The organism is Yersinia sp. 2542 StPb PI, from assembly GCF_048593855.1.
GTDB lineage: Bacteria > Pseudomonadota > Gammaproteobacteria > Enterobacterales > Enterobacteriaceae > Yersinia > Yersinia enterocolitica_E.
In genome coordinates this window covers 1-18,173 of record NZ_JAZGQA010000087.1, presented here as the reverse complement: position 1 = coordinate 18,173, position 18,173 = coordinate 1, and the positions used below count along the sequence as shown (strand labels likewise).

The window sequence follows — 18,173 nt, the reverse complement described above, 5'->3', positions numbered from 1 at the left end:
CACTAGCTAATGTAAACCTCCGGGCTTTGAATGAACTCTCTCTATCGCACATGCGGGCGCGCCAGTAGATGTTAAGGATATCAGTATGACTGATTTATCACGGCGTAAATTGCTGACTGGCCTTTGGCAAGCAGATAAACGAGAACTTTCAGTGCATAGGCCCCCCTGGTCGGTGATGGAAGCCGATTTTATTGCTGGCTGTACCCGCTGTCATGCCTGTGTGACTGCCTGTGAAACCGGCGTATTGGTGGTTGGCAGTGGCGGATTCCCCGAAATAGATTTCCAACGTGCTGAATGTAGTTTTTGTCAGGCCTGTGCACAGGTGTGTGAGGCCGGTGTTTTTACCGCAACAGCTCTGACGCCCTGGCGACTTAAAATCAACATTTCAGAGCGCTGTTTACCTTTCCACAATATTGAATGCCGTAGCTGTCAGGATAGCTGTGAGAGTAGGGCAATTCGATTTCGTCCGCGCGTAAACGGCATTGCTCAGCCCGAATTAGACCTTCCTGCTTGTAACGGATGTGGTGCCTGTGTGCCCAATTGTCCGGTTCAGGCAGTAACCCTTACCCGGAGTGAAGATGGACGATAAAGAATGGCATGTCTGTGGATTGGTGCTGCAAGCCAAACCGGCGCGAATTGCACAACTGATCGACGACCTGTTGGCTATCCCGGGAACAGAAATACCCACCAGTGATGCCACTCTGGGCAAGTTGGTGGTGGTTATGCAGGCGGCGCGCTCAGACGTGCTCCTGAATCATATTGAGTCAGCACGTAATCTGGATGGTGTGCTGGCTGTATCGCTGGTTTATCACCAGCAGGAAAGCCAAGGTGAGGAAATGCCATGAAACTCAGCCGCCGGGATTTTATGAAGGCCAATGCTGCGGTAGCCGCAGCCGCCGCCGCCGGATTGACCATACCTACTGTCGCTAAAGCCGTGGTGGGTGAAACAACAAATGCAATAAAATGGGACAAAGCACCTTGCCGATTCTGTGGCACTGGCTGCGGTGTATTGGTCGGAACACAAAATGGCCGTATCGTGGCGTCGCAAGGGGATCCCGACTCACCGGTTAACCGTGGGTTAAACTGCGTCAAAGGCTATTTCCTGCCGAAAATCCTGTATGGCAAAGACCGACTGACTCAACCGCTGCTGCGCATGAAAGACGGTCAGTATGATAAAGAAGGTGATTTTACCCCGATAAGTTGGGAGAAAGCCTTTGATATCATGGAGCTGAAATTCAAAAACGCGCTAAAAGAAAAAGGCCCAACCTCGGTGGGTATGTTCGGCTCTGGCCAATGGACGGTATGGGAGGGCTATGCGGCTTCCAAGTTGCTGAAAGCAGGCTTCCGCTCCAACAATCTGGACCCGAATGCTCGTCATTGTATGGCCTCTTCGGTGGTGGGTTTTATGCGTACCTTTGGTATGGATGAACCTATGGGTTGCTTCGATGATATTGAAGAAGCAGATGCATTCGTGCTCTGGGGATCCAATATGGCAGAAATGCACCCGATTTTGTGGTCGCGCATGACCAGCCGCCGCCTGACCGATGACAATGTCAGGATCGCCGTCCTTTCTACCTTTGAGCACCGTAGTTTTGAGCTGGCAGATAACCCGATCGTCTTCACGCCACAGACCGATCTGGCCATCATGAATTACATCGCCAATTACATTATCCAGAATAATGCTGTTGATCAGGGTTTCCTCGACCGCCATGTGAATTTCCGCCGTGGTGCCACCGATATCGGTTATGGTCTGCGCCCAACCCATCCGTTGGAAAAAGCCGCCAAGAATCCGGGTAGTGATGCCTCCGAGCCGATGAGTTTTGATGATTTCAAAGCCTTTGTCGCGCAATATACCCTAGAGAAAACCGCTAAAATGAGCGGCGTGCCGGAGGATCAACTGGTGTCATTGGCGCAGTTGTATGCTGATCCGAAAGTAAAATTAGTCTCCTACTGGACCATGGGTTTTAACCAACACACCCGCGGGGTTTGGGCCAACAACATGTGCTACAACCTGCACCTGTTAACCGGCAAAATCTCTAAACCGGGGTCTGGCCCATTCTCTCTGACCGGCCAGCCTTCTGCTTGTGGCACAGCCCGTGAAGTGGGGACCTTCTCCCATCGTCTACCGGCAGATATGGTGGTGACCAACGAAAAACATCGCCAGATTGCTGAAACCAAGTGGCAACTGCCTGCCGGCACTATCCCTGAGAAGGTGGGGCTGCATGCGGTGGCGCAAGATCGCGCGCTAAAAGACGGCACCCTTAATGCTTACTGGGTGATGTGTAATAACAACATGCAAGCGGGTCCGAATATCAATGAAGAGCGCATGCCGGGTTGGCGTGATCCGCGCAACTTTATTGTGGTTTCTGACCCTTATCCCACTATCAGTGCACTGGCTGCTGATCTTATTTTACCGACTGCGATGTGGGTGGAAAAAGAGGGTGCTTATGGCAATGCAGAGCGACGCACCCAATTCTGGCGTCAGCAAGTCCCTGCACCAGGCGAGGCGAAATCTGACTTATGGCAGATTGTCGAGTTCGCCAAACGCTTCAAAGTTGAAGAGGTTTGGCCTGCTGAGTTGGTCGATAAAAAACCGGAGTATCGCGGTAAGACGCTGTATGACGTGCTGTTTGCCAACGATGTGGTCAGCAAATATCCACTGAGTGAAATCCCCGCCGATCAACTGAACGACGAAGCACGCGATTTCGGCTTCTACATTCAGAAAGGGCTGTTTGAAGAGTATGCCGATTTTGGTCGCGGACACGGCCATGACTTAGCACCGTTTGACCGTTATCACCAAGAGCGCGGCCTGCGCTGGCCGGTGGTGAATGGTAAAGAAACCCTCTGGCGTTACCGTGAGGGGTTCGATCCCTTCGTGCCGAAAGGCGAAGAGGTGCGTTTCTACGGTAAGCCTGACGGCAAGGCGGTAATTTTTGCGCTACCCTACGAGCCTGCGGCTGAAAGCCCGGATCAGGAATATGACCTGTGGCTCTCTACCGGCCGTGTGCTGGAGCATTGGCATACCGGTTCCATGACCCGTCGCGTTCCTGAGTTACACCGTGCTTTCCCTGAAGCGGTGCTATTCATTCACCCACTGGATGCCAAAGCCCGTGATTTGCGGCGTGGTGACAAAGTGAAAGTAATTTCACGCCGTGGCGAAGTGACCTCATTGGTAGAAACCCGTGGTCGTAACCGCCCACCACAAGGACTGGTGTATATGCCGTTCTTCGATGCCGCGCAGTTGGTCAATAACCTGACGCTGGATGCCACCGATCCGTTATCCAAAGAAACTGACTTCAAAAAATGTGCAGTGAAGTTGGCACGGGTAGTGGCGTAATTGAGATTGCCTGCCCTGCGGGGCAGGCATGAGCAGCCAGTTATAACCCTCATCCAGGGATGCTCAGGATAAAGACGGTGTACTCAGGAGAAAATAATGAATAACACGATTTTTAAATCATTCAACCGCCGGTTTTTGTCAGTTATATCGCTGCTGGCGGTGTTGGTGATCGCCGGTGCAGCCACTGCTGCCAGCAATGTCGAAATGGACTTGACTCAATCACCAGAAGTGTCTGGCACGGCTGAAGGCAAAGTGAAAATGCCGAAACAGCAACAGCGCATGGCACTGAACTATGTTAACCAACCCCCGCTGATCCCGCATAGCGTGGATGGCTATCAAATCAGTAAAAATACCAATCGTTGCCTGCAATGCCACGGTGTGGAGCACTATCGCACCACCGGAGCACCGCGTGTCAGCCCAACCCACTTTATTGACCGTGATGGCAAAGTATCGAGTGAAGTCTCACCACGTCGCTATTTCTGCCTGCAATGCCATGTGCCACAAACCGATGCCGCACCGATTGTCGGTAACAGCTTCCAGCCAGCCCCTGGCTTTGGCCAATAACCGAAATGAGCGATAAGCGAGATAAGTTATGAGCGAAACTAAAAAGCCCGGTGTTATCAGACGTATATGGCAGTGGTGGCGCAGGCCAAGCCGGCTGGCGCTCGGGACTTTACTGCTGATTGGCTTTGTCAGTGGCATCATTTTCTGGGGGGGATTTAACACCGGCATGGAGATGGCGAATACCGAGAAATTCTGTATTAGCTGCCATGAGATGAAAGATAACGTTTATCAGGAATATATGGGGACCATCCACTACAGCAACCGCAGTGGTGTGAAGGCGACCTGCCCGGATTGTCACGTTCCCCATGAGTGGGGGCCAAAGATGCTGCGTAAAATCAAGGCGAGTAAAGAGCTGTATGCCAAGGCTTTCGGCCTGATTGATACCCCGCAAAAGTTTGAGGCTCACCGCCTAACCATGGCCGAAAATGAGTGGGCGCGAATGAAAGCCAATGGCTCGCAAGAGTGCCGTAACTGCCATAATTTCGACAATATGGACTTCACCGCACAAAAAACGGTCGCGGCGAAAATGCACAGTAAGGCGATAACCGAAGGGAAAACCTGTATCGACTGCCACAAAGGGATAGCCCATAAGTTACCGGATATGAAGGATATTCCTACCGGCTTCTAACATCGCCTTTCTCCTTGGCGTTGCCGCAGTGTTAGCTGTTGAGTGACCTTGAGATGCCCTGTGGACGTCGTGTCGACAGGGCATTTTTTATTATGCGGGTTCCTATTGCAAAAAAGCAGGCACTAGCGTTAGCTAAGTAAATAAAATTTTATGATGTTGTTCGGAGTAGAGAAGGGTTTATGTCAGTCAAAATTGAAAATATTCAGAGTGAATTATTATCCAAAAACTGGTTCAAACTACACAAATACACCTTTGATTTAATAACTGATAACGGGACTCCGGTACAACAGATTCGTGAAGTGTATGACCGGGGTAACGGCGCAACCATTCTGCTGTATAACCGCCAGAAGGGTACCGTGGTACTGATTGAACAATTCCGCATGCCAACCTATGTGAATGGCAATCCTGGTGGCATGTTGCTGGAAGCCTGTGCCGGTTTGCTGGATAACGACTCACCGGAAGAGTGTATCCGCCGTGAAGCGATGGAAGAGACGGGTTATCAGGTTGATAAAGTGCAGAAGCTGTTTGAAGCTTATATGTCGCCGGGGGGCGTGACTGAAATTATCTATTTCTTTGCGGCGGAATATCATCCAGATCAGAAAATTACTGATGATGTCGGCGTGGAAGACGAGGTGATCGACGTGGTTGAACTGCCGTTTAGCGAAGCCATTGCCATGATTGCTGATGGCCGCATTAAAGATGGTAAGACGATTATGTTATTGCAATACGCCCAAATTCATAATTGGTTCAAATAAATACCTTTCTTACCGATATTGCCGTGATGTTAGCGGCATTCACTCCCCCGATTGTTGACCATCCTCTCTGATTGATAAGTAAATTCTTCAATTGAAGCAAAAATGTTATGCAGAGTATGGCCTGCTTCATAGATTGTGATAAATCACTCACTATACTGGTTCTGTTATTGGTCATATATACCCTTCGACCTTGAAACCACCGTGGTGTTAGCTACGTTCACTCACCCGAATCACTTATCATCGTGCGCTTATCGGGATTGGTTCACTTGCTGCCTGCCTGCAATTTCAAGTTTATTGGGTATAACCTCGAAGAATAAAATCAAAGGGAACCTACAATGGACGAACAGTTGAAACAGAGTGCGCTTGATTTTCACCAATATCCAACCCCAGGGAAAATTCAGGTGTCGCCAACCAAACCGCTAGCAACCCAACGGGATTTGGCGCTGGCTTACTCGCCCGGTGTGGCGGCTCCGTGTTTAGAAATTGCTGCTGATCCTTTGGCTGCTTACAAATACACGGCGCGCGGCAATCTGGTTGCTGTGATTTCCAATGGTACTGCGGTGCTGGGACTGGGCAATATTGGCGCATTGGCCGGTAAACCGGTAATGGAAGGTAAGGGCGTTCTGTTTAAGAAATTTTCAGGTATTGATGTATTTGATATTGAAGTGGATGAACTCGATCCAGACAAATTGATTGATATTATCGCGTCGCTGGAACCGACATTCGGTGGCATTAATCTGGAAGATATCAAAGCACCGGAATGTTTCTATATTGAGCAAAAATTGCGTGAACGCATGAAGATCCCGGTATTCCACGATGATCAGCATGGCACGGCGATTATCTGCACCGCTGCGGTACTCAATGGCCTGCGGGTGGTGAAGAAAGACATCAGCGATGTGAAACTGGTGGTATCAGGGGCAGGGGCGGCATCGATTGCCTGTTTAAACCTGCTGGTGGCGCTGGGATTAAAACATCACAATATCACTGCATGCGATTCCAAAGGTGTGATTTATAAAGGCCGTGAAGCCAATATGGCACAAACCAAAGCGGCGTATGCGATTGAAGATAACGGTCAACGCACGCTGGGTGATGCGATGCCGGGTGCGGACATCTTCCTCGGTTGTTCTGGCCCGGGGGTTTTAACTCAGGACATGGTGAAAACCATGGCACCGAACCCATTGATTTTGGCACTGGCGAACCCGGAACCAGAGATCCTGCCGCCGTTGGCGAAAGCGGTGCGCCCTGATGCGATTATTTGCACTGGCCGCTCGGATTATCCCAATCAGGTTAACAACGTACTGTGCTTCCCGTTCATCTTCCGTGGCGCGCTGGATGTCGGTGCCACCACCATTAATGAAGAGATGAAACTGGCTTGTGTGCATGCCATTGCGGATCTGGCGCTGGCTGAGCAGAGTGATGTGGTGGCATCCGCTTACGGTGAGCAAGACCTCTCCTTTGGCCCTGAGTACATAATTCCTAAACCATTCGACCCGCGTCTGATTGTAAAAATTGCACCGGCAGTGGCCAAAGCGGCGATGGACTCTGGTGTGGCAACCCGGCCAATTGCCGATTTTAGTGCTTACATCGAAAAGCTGTCTGAGTTTGTCTACAAAACTAACCTGTTTATGAAACCTATTTTCTCGCAGGCGAAGAAAGAGATGAAACGGGTGGTATTGGCGGAAGGGGAAGAAGAGCGGGTGCTGCATGCTACTCAGGAGTTGATCTCGCAGGAACTGGCTTATCCTATTCTGATTGGCCGCCCGAGTGTGATTGAGACCCGACTGAAGAAGTTGGGCCTGCAAATTACAGCAGGTAAAGACTTTGAGGTGGTTAACAATGAATCCGATTCGCGTTTTAACGAGTACTGGCAAGAGTATTATCAAATCATGAAACGTCGTGGCGTCTCGCAAGAGCAAGCCCGTCGTGCAGTGATTGGTAATCCCACACTGATTGGTTCGATCATGGTGCATCGTGGTGAAGCTGATGCAATGATTTGTGGCACTATCGGTACCTATCATGAACATTACGATGTGGTAGAGAAAGTATTCGGTTTCCGTGAAGGTGCTCATGTGGCGGGTGCGATGAATGCACTGTTGCTACCTACCGGTAACACTTTTATTGCGGATACTTATGTCAATGATGATCCGACACCAGAGCAGTTGGCTGAGATTACCTTAATGGCCGCTGAAACTGTGCGTCGCTTCGGGATTGAACCGAAAGTGGCACTGTTATCTCACTCCAGCTTTGGCACCTCAGACTGCCCAGCCGCGCGTAAAATGCGCCGCACGTTGGAATTGGTTAATCAGATGGCACCAGAGCTGGAAATTGACGGTGAGATGCATGGTGATGCCGCGCTGGTGGAAAGTATTCGCCATAACCTGATGCCAGACAGCCCATTGAAAGGTGCTGCCAACGTGTTGATTATGCCGAATATGGAAGCGGCACGTATCAGTTACAACCTGCTGCGGGTGACATCATCGGAAGGAGTAACGGTTGGGCCAGTGCTGATGGGGGTGGCGAAACCGGTGCATATCTTGACGCCAATTGCTTCAGTGCGTCGGATCGTGAATATGGTGGCGTTAGCGGTGGTTGAAGCGCAAACCGAACCTTTATAAGTTACTTGCGTTATAACACAATGAGCCAAGGGGCGACCGCACCTACGGGCGCTCCGGCGACTTACGTCGCTACGACCCGAACGGGGCGTTTCCCCTTGGTTTAGCATCGTCAGTTTGCTGAAACCCATCTTCTGAAGTGGATCCTATTTATATTGAATACGTTATTTGGCGGTTTTTTGTTTATCAGGATCTAACCGCAGTTTTTGCAGGCTTGCTGTAACCACTTATCCAGTTCGTTGGCAAATTGCTGGCGGTCACGCTGATTTAAGGTGTTAGGTCCACCGGTTTGAATGCCGCTGGCACGCATGGTATCCATAAAGTCACGCATATTCAGCCGTTCACGGATGGTGTCTGGTGTATAGCGCTCACCGCGTGGATTCAGGGCGATACCGCCTTTGTCTATCACTTCGGCGGCCAGGGGAATATCTGCCGTGATAACCAGATCATTTTTCTCCACCCGTTGCACGATTTCATTATCAGCAACATCAAAACCGGAGGCGACTTGTAAGGTTCGGATAAATTTTGATGGTGGGGTTTTCAATGGCTGATTAGCCACCAGCGTGACCATCATGCCGGTACGATCTGCGGCGCGAAATAACACCTCTTTAATCACATTCGGACAGGCGTCCGCATCAACCCAAATTTGCATCAGTGCTGTTCTCCGGTCGCTAGCCACTCTTTTACGGGCAGAAAATCGCGATATAGCGCCGCTTCAGCGCTATCTTCTGCCGGCTGATAGTTATATTCCCAGCGCACCAGGGGTGGCAGCGACATCAAAATAGATTCGGTACGACCACCGGTTTGCAAACCGAACAAGGTGCCACGGTCCCACACCAGATTAAATTCCACATAACGGCCACGGCGATAAAGTTGGAACTGACGCTCACGCTCCCCCCAACTCAATGCTTTGCGCCGTGCAACAATAGGCATATAAGCATCAAGGAAACCATCACCTACCGCCTGAGTGAAGCGGAAACAGGTATCAAAATCAGGGCTATTCAAGTCATCGTAAAACAGGCCACCAATGCCTCGCGCTTCATTGCGATGCTTGATATAGAAGTAATCGTCACACCATTTTTTATAGCGTGGGTAGATTTCTTTACCAAAAGGTTGGCACAACTGATGGGCGGTCTGATGCCAGTGAATAGCATCTTCTTCAAAGCCGTAGTAAGGGGTTAAATCGAAACCGCCACCAAACCACCACACCGGATCTTCGCCAGGTTTCTCAGCAATAAAGAAACGCACATTGGCATGGCTGGTGGGCAGATAAGGGCTTAGTGGATGAATCACCAGCGACACCCCAAGTGCCTGAAAACTACGACCGGCCAATTCGGGGCGATGCGCAGTAGCGGATGCGGGTAATGCTGCACCAGACACATGAGAGAAATTAACCCCCGCCTGTTCAAATACCACCCCATTAACCAATACCCGACTGCGCCCGCCGCCGCCTTCTTCGCGGATCCAGCTCTCTTCTGTGAAGGTTGCTCCGCCATCGGCATGTGTCAGTGCGGCACAGATTTTATCCTGCAAAGCTAGCAGGTAGGTTTTGATTTGGGCGGTATCGGGTGAATTCATCAGCGAGGGTTCTATTAGCTTGCAAATATTTAGGGGCCAAGTATACCCCGATTCGCCGCCATTATTGTACTTTCTGTGTGGATTTGCGGCTATTAAACTACAAGATCGGCAAGATTTATCTGCTTCTTCTCAAATATCATTACTCACTATCACGGTGGGAAATATCACTTTAATATTGCGTGATATAATATTGCCACGATAATCAGAATATCCATATTACTCAAGGGTGCAAACATCCATGGAAATCCGCGTATTTCAGCAAGACGATTTTGAAGAAGTGATTCTGCTGTGGGAGCATTGCGACTTGCTGCGGCCTTGGAATGATCCAGAAATGGATATTGAGCGTAAGTTGAATCACTCGCCCGAACTGTTTTTAGTAGCGGAAGTGAGTGGGGCGATTGTGGGGTCAATCATGGGCGGTTACGATGGCCACCGTGGCTCGGCTTATTATCTGGGGGTCCATCCTGACTTCCGTGGCCGTGGCTTTGCCAATGCGCTGATCAGCCGCCTAGAAAAGAAACTCATTGCCCGCGGCTGCCCAAAGCTGAATATCATGGTGCGCGAAGACAATGACGCAGTGATCGGCATGTATGAAAAGCTCGATTACGAAACCCAAGACACGATTATGCTGGGCAAACGGCTGATTGTGGATCAGGAGTATTAAGGTCGCCCTTTTGGCCTCACCCTTAATATGGTAATAACCCTATCCCCAAAAGCTGATAAAGCCGCAGAGGATAGGGTAAAGATTAATTACTTAATCTTGGTAATACTTTTCACATCAACTTCTACCGAGTTCCAGTCTTTATCAACTTCGCCTTCGATTTGGACTTTATCTTGTGGCGAGATGGTTTGACCGTTCCAGCGCTTGTTATCAATATCAACGGTAATGGTACCGGTGCTGTCGCGGAAGGTGTAAGTATCGTGGCCAAGGCGCTCGACAATATTCCCTTGCAGAGTGACATGGGTGTCATCACGCATGGTTTTGACTTTATCTACCGTGGTATTGGCTGCACTTGGACCCGCAAATCCGCCCTGAGCCGTCGGTTGTGTCTGTGTTGCTGCCGGGCCGTCGAAGCCCCCTTGTGCTGTGGCACTCTGTGCCAGCAATGGCGTGCTGCATAACATAACCAAGGTTGCCGCTAAGGTTAATTTCTTCATTTTATTGCTCCTTCAATGCATGAATCATTACGTTTGAAAACAAAAACTACACAAGCCTTTGTGGTACCCAATAGTAGACCAAATTTGCGTTAAGGCGTGCTGAAGTATTGCAATACGATGGCCGCGAGTCTATCCGATTAGACCTATTTATTGGTTATAACAATTAAAGCCGGTAGTGTTATGGCACTTTTTTAGCTGTGTGGACTCAAACCACTGGTTATCATTTTTAAACTGCGCATGTAGATGCCCTCTGTAACTTGTACAATGCAGAACAGCTTACCGGATGCGGTGGTTTTATAAGGAGCTTTAGATGAATATTCGCCCACGGTTATCTGGGGTGAGATTGTTATTACTGGGTGCCCCTTTGTTGTTAGCCGGGTGCTCAACCATGTCAGGTTTTTCCTGGTCCAGTCTGTCACCACTGAATTGGTTTGGCAGCAGCAGTATGCAGGTGACTGATCAGGGGGTTGGTGGAATTACCGCCACTACTGCGTTGACTGAGAGTGATATCAAAGAGGGGTTAAAAGGCGATTTCCGGCTGCGTAGCGGTATGGCGACCAACGACGATAAATTGATTTCCTTCTATCAGGCGATGAAAGAGAACCAAATCAAACTGGTTATCTCAGGGCAACCGAAAGGCACGGTAGAGCGCATTGATGTTATGGATAAGTCTATTCCCAGCCAATGGGGTGTTACGATTGGTACACCATTCAGTGAACTATATAAAAAAGCCTTTGGTGTTTGCCGCAAAGGCAGCGGTGATGATAGTGCGCAAATAGAGTGTGCGGCACCGGACAGCAAGCACGTCAGCTATTTATTTGATGGCGACTGGCATGGTCCTGAAGGTTTAATGCCATCCGATGATACATTGCAAAGTTGGAAAGTGAGCAAGATTATCTGGCGAGCTAAAGGCGAATAACCATCCCTTGGTTCCTGACGTTATAGCAGTGTTAGCGGCACTCATTACTCGGCCCATTATTTGGGCATCTGAAGGTGAGGCCGCTGCAAACCGCGTCCAAATTGGCTTCTGGCAGATTTATCATTACTAGCTAATAATATTCCCACCTTTGGTCTCACTTCCTCTGCCTAAATTTATTTTGCGTTGCCGCAAGGTAATCCTAATCGGTTCAGCTATTATATTCGCCATAATTAATACCGATATTTTGTGAGGAACCAAACATGACTCAAGTTCAGAGTGGCATTCTGATGGAACATTGTCGTTTTGCCATTTTTATGGAAGCAAAAGTACAGGGCGAGCTAGATGCTATTCGTCAGGGGTGCAAACAATTCTGTCAGTCATTGCAGGAGTTACAGCAAAAATTTCCTAACGAGTATTTAGGTGCTGTGATTGCTTTTGGTTCTGATATTTGGCATGACCTATCCGGTGGTAAAGGGGCTAATGAGTTAAAACCTTTTGTGCCATTAGGCAAAGCACCAATGGTTGCCCCCGCAACACAACGCGATTTATTGATTCATATTCAGTCATTGCGTCAGGATATCAACTTTACTTTAGCCCAGGCCGCGATGGCTGCTTTTGGCGATGCCATCACCGTTGAAGAAGAGACACATGGTTTTCGCTGGGTAGAAGAACGTGATTTTACTGGTTTTATTGATGGCACCGAAAACCCACAAGGGGAAAGCCGCTCGGAAGTGGCGGTGATTGCGGATGGTGAAGAAGATGCCGGTGGCAGCTATGTGTTAGTACAGCGTTATGAGCACGACCTGAAAAAATGGCAGCGTATTCCTGAACATAAGCAAGAGCAAATTGTTGGGCGTACCAAGCATGCTAGCGAAGAATTGCCATCAGATAAGCGCCCGGAGACCTCCCATGTTAGCCGGGTCGATTTAAAAGAAAATGGCAAAGGATTGAAAATTCTGCGTCAAAGCTTGCCTTACGGTACCGCCAGTGGCAAACACGGTTTGTACTTTATTGCTTATTGCGCACGCTTACATAATATCGAACAACAATTATTAAGTATGTTTGGCGCGATAGACGATAAGCACGATCTGTTATTAGGTTTCAGTAAGCCAGTAACCGGTAGTTATTACTTCGCACCGTCGCTGACTCAATTATTATCGCTGTAATGACGAAAGGCTGAAGGGCCGGTTTTTCGCAACCGACAATTTTTACTCAATAAGTCTTTGCTATCACCCGGTGCCGGTTGGCCGGGTTTTTTAATGGGCAAAAGGGAGTGGCTTGCGACCAGCGTTGTTGCTGGCTTAGAGCATTTGATACTTGAACATCACTAAACGGTATATAAAAGCATTATAGGTATGCACCTAGTTATAAATACACTGAAGATATTAAAGGCACTGTTCACATTTAATGACATGCCTGTCGGATGAACTCAGTGAATAAGGTGCAGCATGAAACAGACTTCAGTGAAGAACGGTACGCGTAAAGGATGGCACCGTGTTGCCTTATTAAGCGCGTTAATTTTCGCCAGTGCAACTGCCTCTGCCACTGAGTTGCTTAACAGCTCTTATGATGTTTCCCGCGAGTTATTCACGGCCCTCAATCCCGGCTTCCAGCAACAGTGGGAGCAGCAAAATCCCGGCGACAAGCTGACCATCAAACAATCTCATGCTGGGTCGTCTAAACAGGCACTGGCTATCTTACAGGGCTTGAAAGCAGATGTGGTGACTTATAACCAAGTCACCGATGTGCAGATCCTACATGACCGGGGCAATCTGATCCCGGCCGACTGGCAGGCGCGGTTACCTAATAACAGCTCACCGTTTTATTCCACCATGGCATTCCTGGTACGTAAGGGTAATCCAAAGAATATCCACAATTGGGATGATCTGGTGCGTGAAGACGTCAAACTGGTGTTCCCGAATCCAAAAACTTCCGGTAATGGCCGTTACACCTATCTGGCGGCATGGGGTGCTACCCAACAAGCGAATGGTAAGGATGAGGCTAAAACCCGCGACTGGATGAAGCGTTTCCTGACCAATGTAGTGGTGTTTGATACTGGTGGCCGTAGTGCTACCACTACCTTCGTTGAACGCGGGTTGGGTGATGTGCTGATCAGTTTTGAATCGGAAGTTAACAATATCCGTAAAGAGTACGGCAGTGATAAATACGAAGTAATTGTCCCGCCGGTAGATATTTTGGCTGAATTCCCGGTTGCCTGGGTGGATAAAAATGTCGAGAAGAATGGCACTGAGAAAGCGGCTAAAGCTTATCTCAACTATCTCTACAGTCCGCCAGCACAGCAAGTGATCACCAGCTTTAATTATCGGGTTTACGACAAAGCGGCAATGGAAGCGGCCAAGTCCCAATTCCCACAAACCAAACTATTCCGTGTTGAAGATCAATTCGGTAGCTGGCCGCAGGTGATGAGTACCCATTTCGTGACTGGCGGCGTGCTGGATAAATTGTTAGCGCAAGGGCATCAGTAATGTTGTCGGCATCCAGTAAACGGGTTCTGCCCGGATTTACCCTCAGTCTCGGGAGCAGCCTGCTTTACACCTGCCTGATCTTATTATTACCGCTCAGCGCGTTAGTCATGCAGGTTGCACAGATGAGTTGGGCACAGTACTGGGAGGTGATTACTAACCCCCAAGTGGTTGCTGCTTATAAAGTGACCTTACTGGCCGCAGGCGTCGCCAGCGTATTTAATGCGGTTTTCGGTATGTTGATGGCGTGGATTCTGACCCGCTATCAGTTCCCCGGCCGTAGTTTGTTGGATGGTTTGATGGATTTGCCGTTCGCCTTACCCACGGCGGTGGCGGGTCTGACATTAGCAACGCTATTTTCGACCACCGGTTGGTACGGTGCCTGGTTGAACGAACTGGGGATTAAAGTCTCCTTTACCTGGTTGGGGATTGCCGTGGCGATGGCGTTTACCAGCTTGCCGTTTGTGGTGCGCACAGTACAACCGGTGTTGGAAGAATTGGGTCCCGAATATGAAGAAGCCGCGGAAACTCTCGGCGCCAGCCGTTGGCAGAGCTTCCGGCTGGTGGTGATGCCAGAACTGGCTCCGGCATTACTGGCAGGCACTGCTTTATCCTTTACCCGCAGTCTGGGGGAGTTTGGCGCAGTTATCTTTATCGCCGGTAACATTGCCTGGAAGACCGAAGTGACCTCACTGATGATCTTCATCCGACTACAAGAATTTGATTACCCGGCTGCCAGTGCCATTGCCTCCGTTATTCTGGCCGTTTCATTGGTATTGCTGTTTGGTATTAACACGTTACAAAGCCGCTTTGGTCGGCGGATAGGCGGGCACTGATGGCTGATATCACTGAATTTAACGGCGTAGCCCGCCCACCAATCAATTGGGGCAAATGGACCCTGATCGCCATCGGTGCGGTGTTCTCATTTTTACTGTTAGTGATCCCGATGGTGTGGATCTTTATCACTGCTTTTTCCAAAGGGATAGCGGTGGTCGGGCAGAATTTATTAGACCCGGACATGTTGCATGCCATTTGGCTGACTGTGCTGGTGGCACTGATTACGGTGCCGGTGAATTTGGTGTTTGGTGTGGTACTGGCATGGTTGGTGACGCGGTTTGTATTTCCCGGCCGCCAGCTATTGATGACCCTAATTGATATTCCGTTTGCGGTCTCACCGGTAGTCGCCGGCCTGATGTACCTGCTGTTTTACGGTTCAAATGGTGTGGTGGGGGGCTGGTTAGATTCTCACGACATTCAATTGATGTTCTCGTGGCCCGGTATGGTGTTGGTCACCATTTTCGTCACCTGCCCATTTGTGGTGCGTGAACTGGTGCCGGTGATGATGAGTCAGGGCAGCCAGGAAGATGAAGCCGCAGTATTACTGGGTGCATCCGGCTGGCAGATGTTCCGCCGGGTAACGTTACCGAACATTCGCTGGGCATTGTTGTATGGCGTGGTGTTGACCAATGCCCGCGCCATTGGCGAGTTCGGGGCAGTCTCTGTGGTATCCGGTTCTATTCGTGGCGAAACCTATACCTTGCCACTGCAAGTTGAGTTGTTGCATCAGGATTACAATACTGCCGGGGCATTTACCGCCGCCGCGTTACTGACCCTGATGGCAATATTGACCCTTTTTCTGAAAAGCGGCCTGCAATGGCGCTTAGCGCGTCAGGTTGTTCGTCTCGAACAGGAGCAAAAGCATGAGCATTGAGATTGATAATATCAGCAAGTATTTTGGTCGCACCAAGGTACTAAATGACATCCGGCTTGATATTCCTTCTGGCCAGATGGTGGCTTTGCTTGGTCCTTCCGGTTCGGGGAAAACGACCCTTCTGCGCATTATTGCCGGGCTGGAGAACCAGAACGCCGGACGTTTAAGTTTCCATGGCACTGACGTTAGCCGCCTGCATGCCCGTGATCGACGTGTCGGGTTCGTTTTTCAGCATTACGCCTTGTTCCGCCATATGACAGTATTCGATAACATTGCATTTGGTTTGACGGTGTTACCGCGCCGTGAGCGGCCGAATGCGGCAGCTATCAAACAGAAGGTGGAGCAACTGTTGGAGATGGTGCAATTAGGTCATCTTGCCAGCCGTTACCCATCACAACTTTCTGGTGGACAGAAACAGCGTGTGGCCCTGGCGCGGGCGTTGGCCGTCGAGCCACAAATTCTGTTGCTGGATGAGCCATTCGGTGCGCTGGATGCACAGGTGCGTAAAGAGTTACGTCGCTGGTTGCGCCAGTTACATGAAGAGTTGAAATTTACCAGCGTCTTCGTCACTCATGATCAGGAAGAAGCCATGGAAGTTGCTGATCGGGTGGTGGTGATGAGCCAGGGTAATATCGAGCAGGTCGGGACGCCAGATGAAGTGTGGCGCTACCCTGCGACCCGCTTTGTGCTGGAATTCCTGGGCGAAGTTAATCGCTTGAGTGGAGAGATTCGAGGCTCACAACTCTATATTGGCGCGCACCACTGGCCGCTGGATTTGGCCCCAATGCATCAGGGCAGTGTTGATTTATTCCTGCGTCCGTGGGAGATGGAGGTCAATACACACGCCAGTGATCGTTGCCCACTGCCGGTCCAAGTGCTTGAAGTTAGCCCGCGTGGTCACTTCTGGCAACTGACGGTGCAACCTATTGGTTGGCATCAGGATCCTATCAGTGTGGTACTGCCGGAAGGCGAAATTGACGCTCCGGTGCGCGGTAACCGTTATTATGTGGGCGGGTTAAATGCACGCTTATATTCTGGCGACCAATTATTACAACCCATTGCTTTAGCCCAAAGCGCCTGATAAGTTTTTCTTCTTTTGGTAAACATAGAATTATACCCAACGTCATTGGAGTGGCAGCAAGGCAGCTAACGAGCGAATCCCGATGAGCTTACATAAGTAAGTGATTCGGGTTCGTGAGAGCAGTGAACATAGCTGCCGCTTCAAGGAAGAAGGGTATTTAATAGGTATTTACAGTGACAACCCTCGAACAATGCATCGGCAACACCCCACTCGTCAAACTGCAACGTTTAAGCCAAGGGCTGGATGCGCAGATTTGGGTCAAATTGGAAGGCAATAATCCGGCAGGCTCGGTCAAAGACCGTGCGGCACTGACCATGATCCGGCAGGCAGAATTACGTGGAGAAATAGCTCCGGGTGATGTGTTGATCGAGGCGACCAGTGGTAATACTGGTATTGCGCTGGCGATGATCGCGGCGATGAAGGGCTATAAGCTAAAGCTACTGATGCCGGAAAATATGAGTCAAGAGCGGCAGGCCGCAATGCGTGCCTACGGTGCGGAGTTAATTCTGGTGAGTCGTGAGCAAGGAATGGAAGGGGCGCGCGATGAAGCGCTAAGGATGCAGGCTGAAGGGCAGGGTAAGGTGTTGGATCAGTTCAATAACAGCGATAACCCCTACGCACATTTCAGCGGTACCGGGCCAGAAATCTGGCAACAAACCGCGGGTAAAGTGAGCCATTTTGTGTCCAGCATGGGAACTACCGGGACGATTACCGGCGTTAGCCAATATCTGAAAAGCCAAAACCCGCAAGTTACCATTATCGGCCTACAACCCGCTGAAGGAAGTAGTATTCCCGGTATCCGCCGTTGGTCACCGGGATACATGCCGGGGATTTTCCGCCCGGAGTTGGTTGATCAGGTACTGGATATCACCCAGTACGAAGCAGAGGAAACGACACGAAGGCTGGCCACGGAAGAGGGTATTTTTTGTGGTGTCAGTTCTGGCGGTGCGGTTGCCGGTGCGCTGCGGGTGGCGGCACAGAACCCCGCAGCGGTGATCGTGGCGATTGTTTGTGACCGTGGTGACCGATACTTGTCGACAGGTGTTTTTGATTAAGTAGGCCGAGCGTTACGTATCAACCCTATCTGATCGTGCTATCTAGATGGGGTTGATATGATATTTTGCCTTCCTCTCAATGCTTCAACTTTTATAGTTTTGCACCTATAAATTATAAAAAGGAACGGAGCTTTGGTGCCAGAGATTTTGATTTATAATTAATCATATTTAAAAGCCTCAGAACCCCGTTGCTGTCCTTTCCCTGTAAGCAAATTGTCTGCTAGATGCTATCTAGTGGTAAATGAAATTTATGCAATCAACTGTGGCTATTAGTACAAGCCTGCTTTGCTAA

The 18,173-nt window shown here is 49.8% G+C and carries 18 protein-coding genes; 15 read left to right on the top strand and 3 right to left on the bottom strand.

Annotated features, from left to right (window positions below):
• Window positions 1–85 precede the first annotated feature (85 nt).
• From napF to maeB, 7 genes are all read left to right on the top strand, one after another.
• The gene (gene napF / locus V1952_RS12355; RefSeq protein ID WP_420071678.1) at window positions 86–589 is read left to right on the top strand and encodes a ferredoxin-type protein NapF; all 504 of its coding nucleotides are present in this window, start codon (window positions 86–88) and stop codon (window positions 587–589) included.
• Complete coding sequence (napD, locus tag V1952_RS12350; RefSeq protein WP_083163344.1) at window positions 579–845, top strand: chaperone NapD; 267 nt, start codon at window positions 579–581, stop codon at window positions 843–845. Before napF ends, napD begins: the two co-directional genes overlap by 11 nt.
• The gene (gene napA / locus V1952_RS12345) at window positions 842–3,337 is read left to right on the top strand and encodes a nitrate reductase catalytic subunit NapA (RefSeq protein WP_420074824.1); all 2,496 of its coding nucleotides are present in this window, start codon (window positions 842–844) and stop codon (window positions 3,335–3,337) included. The genes napD and napA overlap by 4 nt, the downstream gene beginning before the upstream one ends.
• Before the next feature lie 96 nt (window positions 3,338–3,433).
• Window positions 3,434–3,901 carry a nitrate reductase cytochrome c-type subunit gene (gene napB / locus V1952_RS12340; protein WP_372559614.1) on the top strand — a complete coding sequence of 156 codons (468 nt, stop codon included), beginning with the start codon at window positions 3,434–3,436 and terminating at the stop codon, window positions 3,899–3,901.
• Between the two features lie 28 nt (window positions 3,902–3,929).
• The gene (gene napC / locus V1952_RS12335) at window positions 3,930–4,529 is read left to right on the top strand and encodes a cytochrome c-type protein NapC (protein WP_372559613.1); all 600 of its coding nucleotides are present in this window, start codon (window positions 3,930–3,932) and stop codon (window positions 4,527–4,529) included.
• A gap of 179 nt (window positions 4,530–4,708) precedes the next feature.
• Entirely contained in the window at window positions 4,709–5,284 is a 576-nt protein-coding gene (gene nudK / locus V1952_RS12330) for a GDP-mannose pyrophosphatase NudK (protein WP_372559612.1), read from the top strand.
• Between the two features lie 335 nt (window positions 5,285–5,619).
• Window positions 5,620–7,899: an NADP-dependent oxaloacetate-decarboxylating malate dehydrogenase gene (maeB, locus tag V1952_RS12325; RefSeq protein WP_083163356.1), complete on the top strand. Its 2,280-nt coding sequence runs from the start codon at window positions 5,620–5,622 to the stop codon at window positions 7,897–7,899.
• 190 nt (window positions 7,900–8,089) lie between these two features.
• Here the strand turns inward: maeB and V1952_RS12320 are convergent, their stop codons facing one another.
• Entirely contained in the window at window positions 8,090–8,548 is a 459-nt protein-coding gene (locus tag V1952_RS12320; protein ID WP_372559611.1) for a YaiI/YqxD family protein, read from the bottom strand.
• A complete protein-coding gene (gene hemF, locus V1952_RS12315; RefSeq protein ID WP_420071680.1) occupies window positions 8,548–9,474 on the bottom strand; it encodes an oxygen-dependent coproporphyrinogen oxidase in 927 nt (308 codons plus the stop codon). Before hemF ends, V1952_RS12320 begins: the two co-directional genes overlap by 1 nt.
• A gap of 238 nt (window positions 9,475–9,712) precedes the next feature.
• Here hemF and V1952_RS12310 point away from each other — a divergent pair, with 238 nt between their 5' ends.
• Complete coding sequence (locus V1952_RS12310; protein ID WP_050073546.1) at window positions 9,713–10,138, top strand: GNAT family acetyltransferase; 426 nt, start codon at window positions 9,713–9,715, stop codon at window positions 10,136–10,138.
• Window positions 10,139–10,224: 86 nt separating this feature from the next.
• On the opposite strand, the gene V1952_RS12305 is transcribed toward V1952_RS12310, so the two are convergent.
• Window positions 10,225–10,632 carry a YgiW/YdeI family stress tolerance OB fold protein gene (locus tag V1952_RS12305; protein WP_372559598.1) on the bottom strand — a complete coding sequence of 136 codons (408 nt, stop codon included), beginning with the start codon at window positions 10,630–10,632 and terminating at the stop codon, window positions 10,225–10,227.
• Window positions 10,633–10,942: 310 nt separating this feature from the next.
• Between V1952_RS12305 and V1952_RS12300 the strand changes: the two genes are divergently transcribed.
• The 7 genes from V1952_RS12300 (at window position 10,943) to cysM (ending at window position 17,881) form a co-directional block, all read left to right on the top strand.
• On the top strand, window positions 10,943–11,551 hold the full coding sequence (locus V1952_RS12300) for an RpoE-regulated lipoprotein (RefSeq protein WP_420071681.1): 609 nt from the start codon (window positions 10,943–10,945) through the stop codon (window positions 11,549–11,551).
• A 260-nt stretch (window positions 11,552–11,811) separates the two neighbouring features.
• Window positions 11,812–12,717, top strand: coding sequence for a Dyp-type peroxidase (locus V1952_RS12295; RefSeq protein WP_420071682.1), 906 nt, complete (start codon window positions 11,812–11,814; stop codon window positions 12,715–12,717).
• Between the two features lie 282 nt (window positions 12,718–12,999).
• Entirely contained in the window at window positions 13,000–14,037 is a 1,038-nt protein-coding gene (locus V1952_RS12290) for a sulfate ABC transporter substrate-binding protein (protein ID WP_420074823.1), read from the top strand.
• Window positions 14,037–14,870, top strand: a complete 834-nt coding sequence (gene cysT / locus V1952_RS12285) for a sulfate/thiosulfate ABC transporter permease CysT (protein WP_372559594.1) — start codon at window positions 14,037–14,039, stop codon at window positions 14,868–14,870. The genes V1952_RS12290 and cysT overlap by 1 nt, the downstream gene beginning before the upstream one ends.
• The gene (gene cysW, locus V1952_RS12280) at window positions 14,870–15,745 is read left to right on the top strand and encodes a sulfate/thiosulfate ABC transporter permease CysW (protein WP_083163401.1); all 876 of its coding nucleotides are present in this window, start codon (window positions 14,870–14,872) and stop codon (window positions 15,743–15,745) included. The genes cysT and cysW overlap by 1 nt, the downstream gene beginning before the upstream one ends.
• Window positions 15,735–16,826 (top strand): sulfate/thiosulfate ABC transporter ATP-binding protein CysA, encoded by a 1,092-nt coding sequence (cysA, locus tag V1952_RS12275; RefSeq protein WP_083163403.1) that lies wholly within the window; start codon window positions 15,735–15,737, stop codon window positions 16,824–16,826. Before cysW ends, cysA begins: the two co-directional genes overlap by 11 nt.
• A 173-nt stretch (window positions 16,827–16,999) precedes the next feature.
• Window positions 17,000–17,881: a cysteine synthase CysM gene (cysM, locus tag V1952_RS12270; RefSeq protein WP_420074822.1), complete on the top strand. Its 882-nt coding sequence runs from the start codon at window positions 17,000–17,002 to the stop codon at window positions 17,879–17,881.
• The last annotated feature ends 292 nt before the right edge of the window (window positions 17,882–18,173 follow it).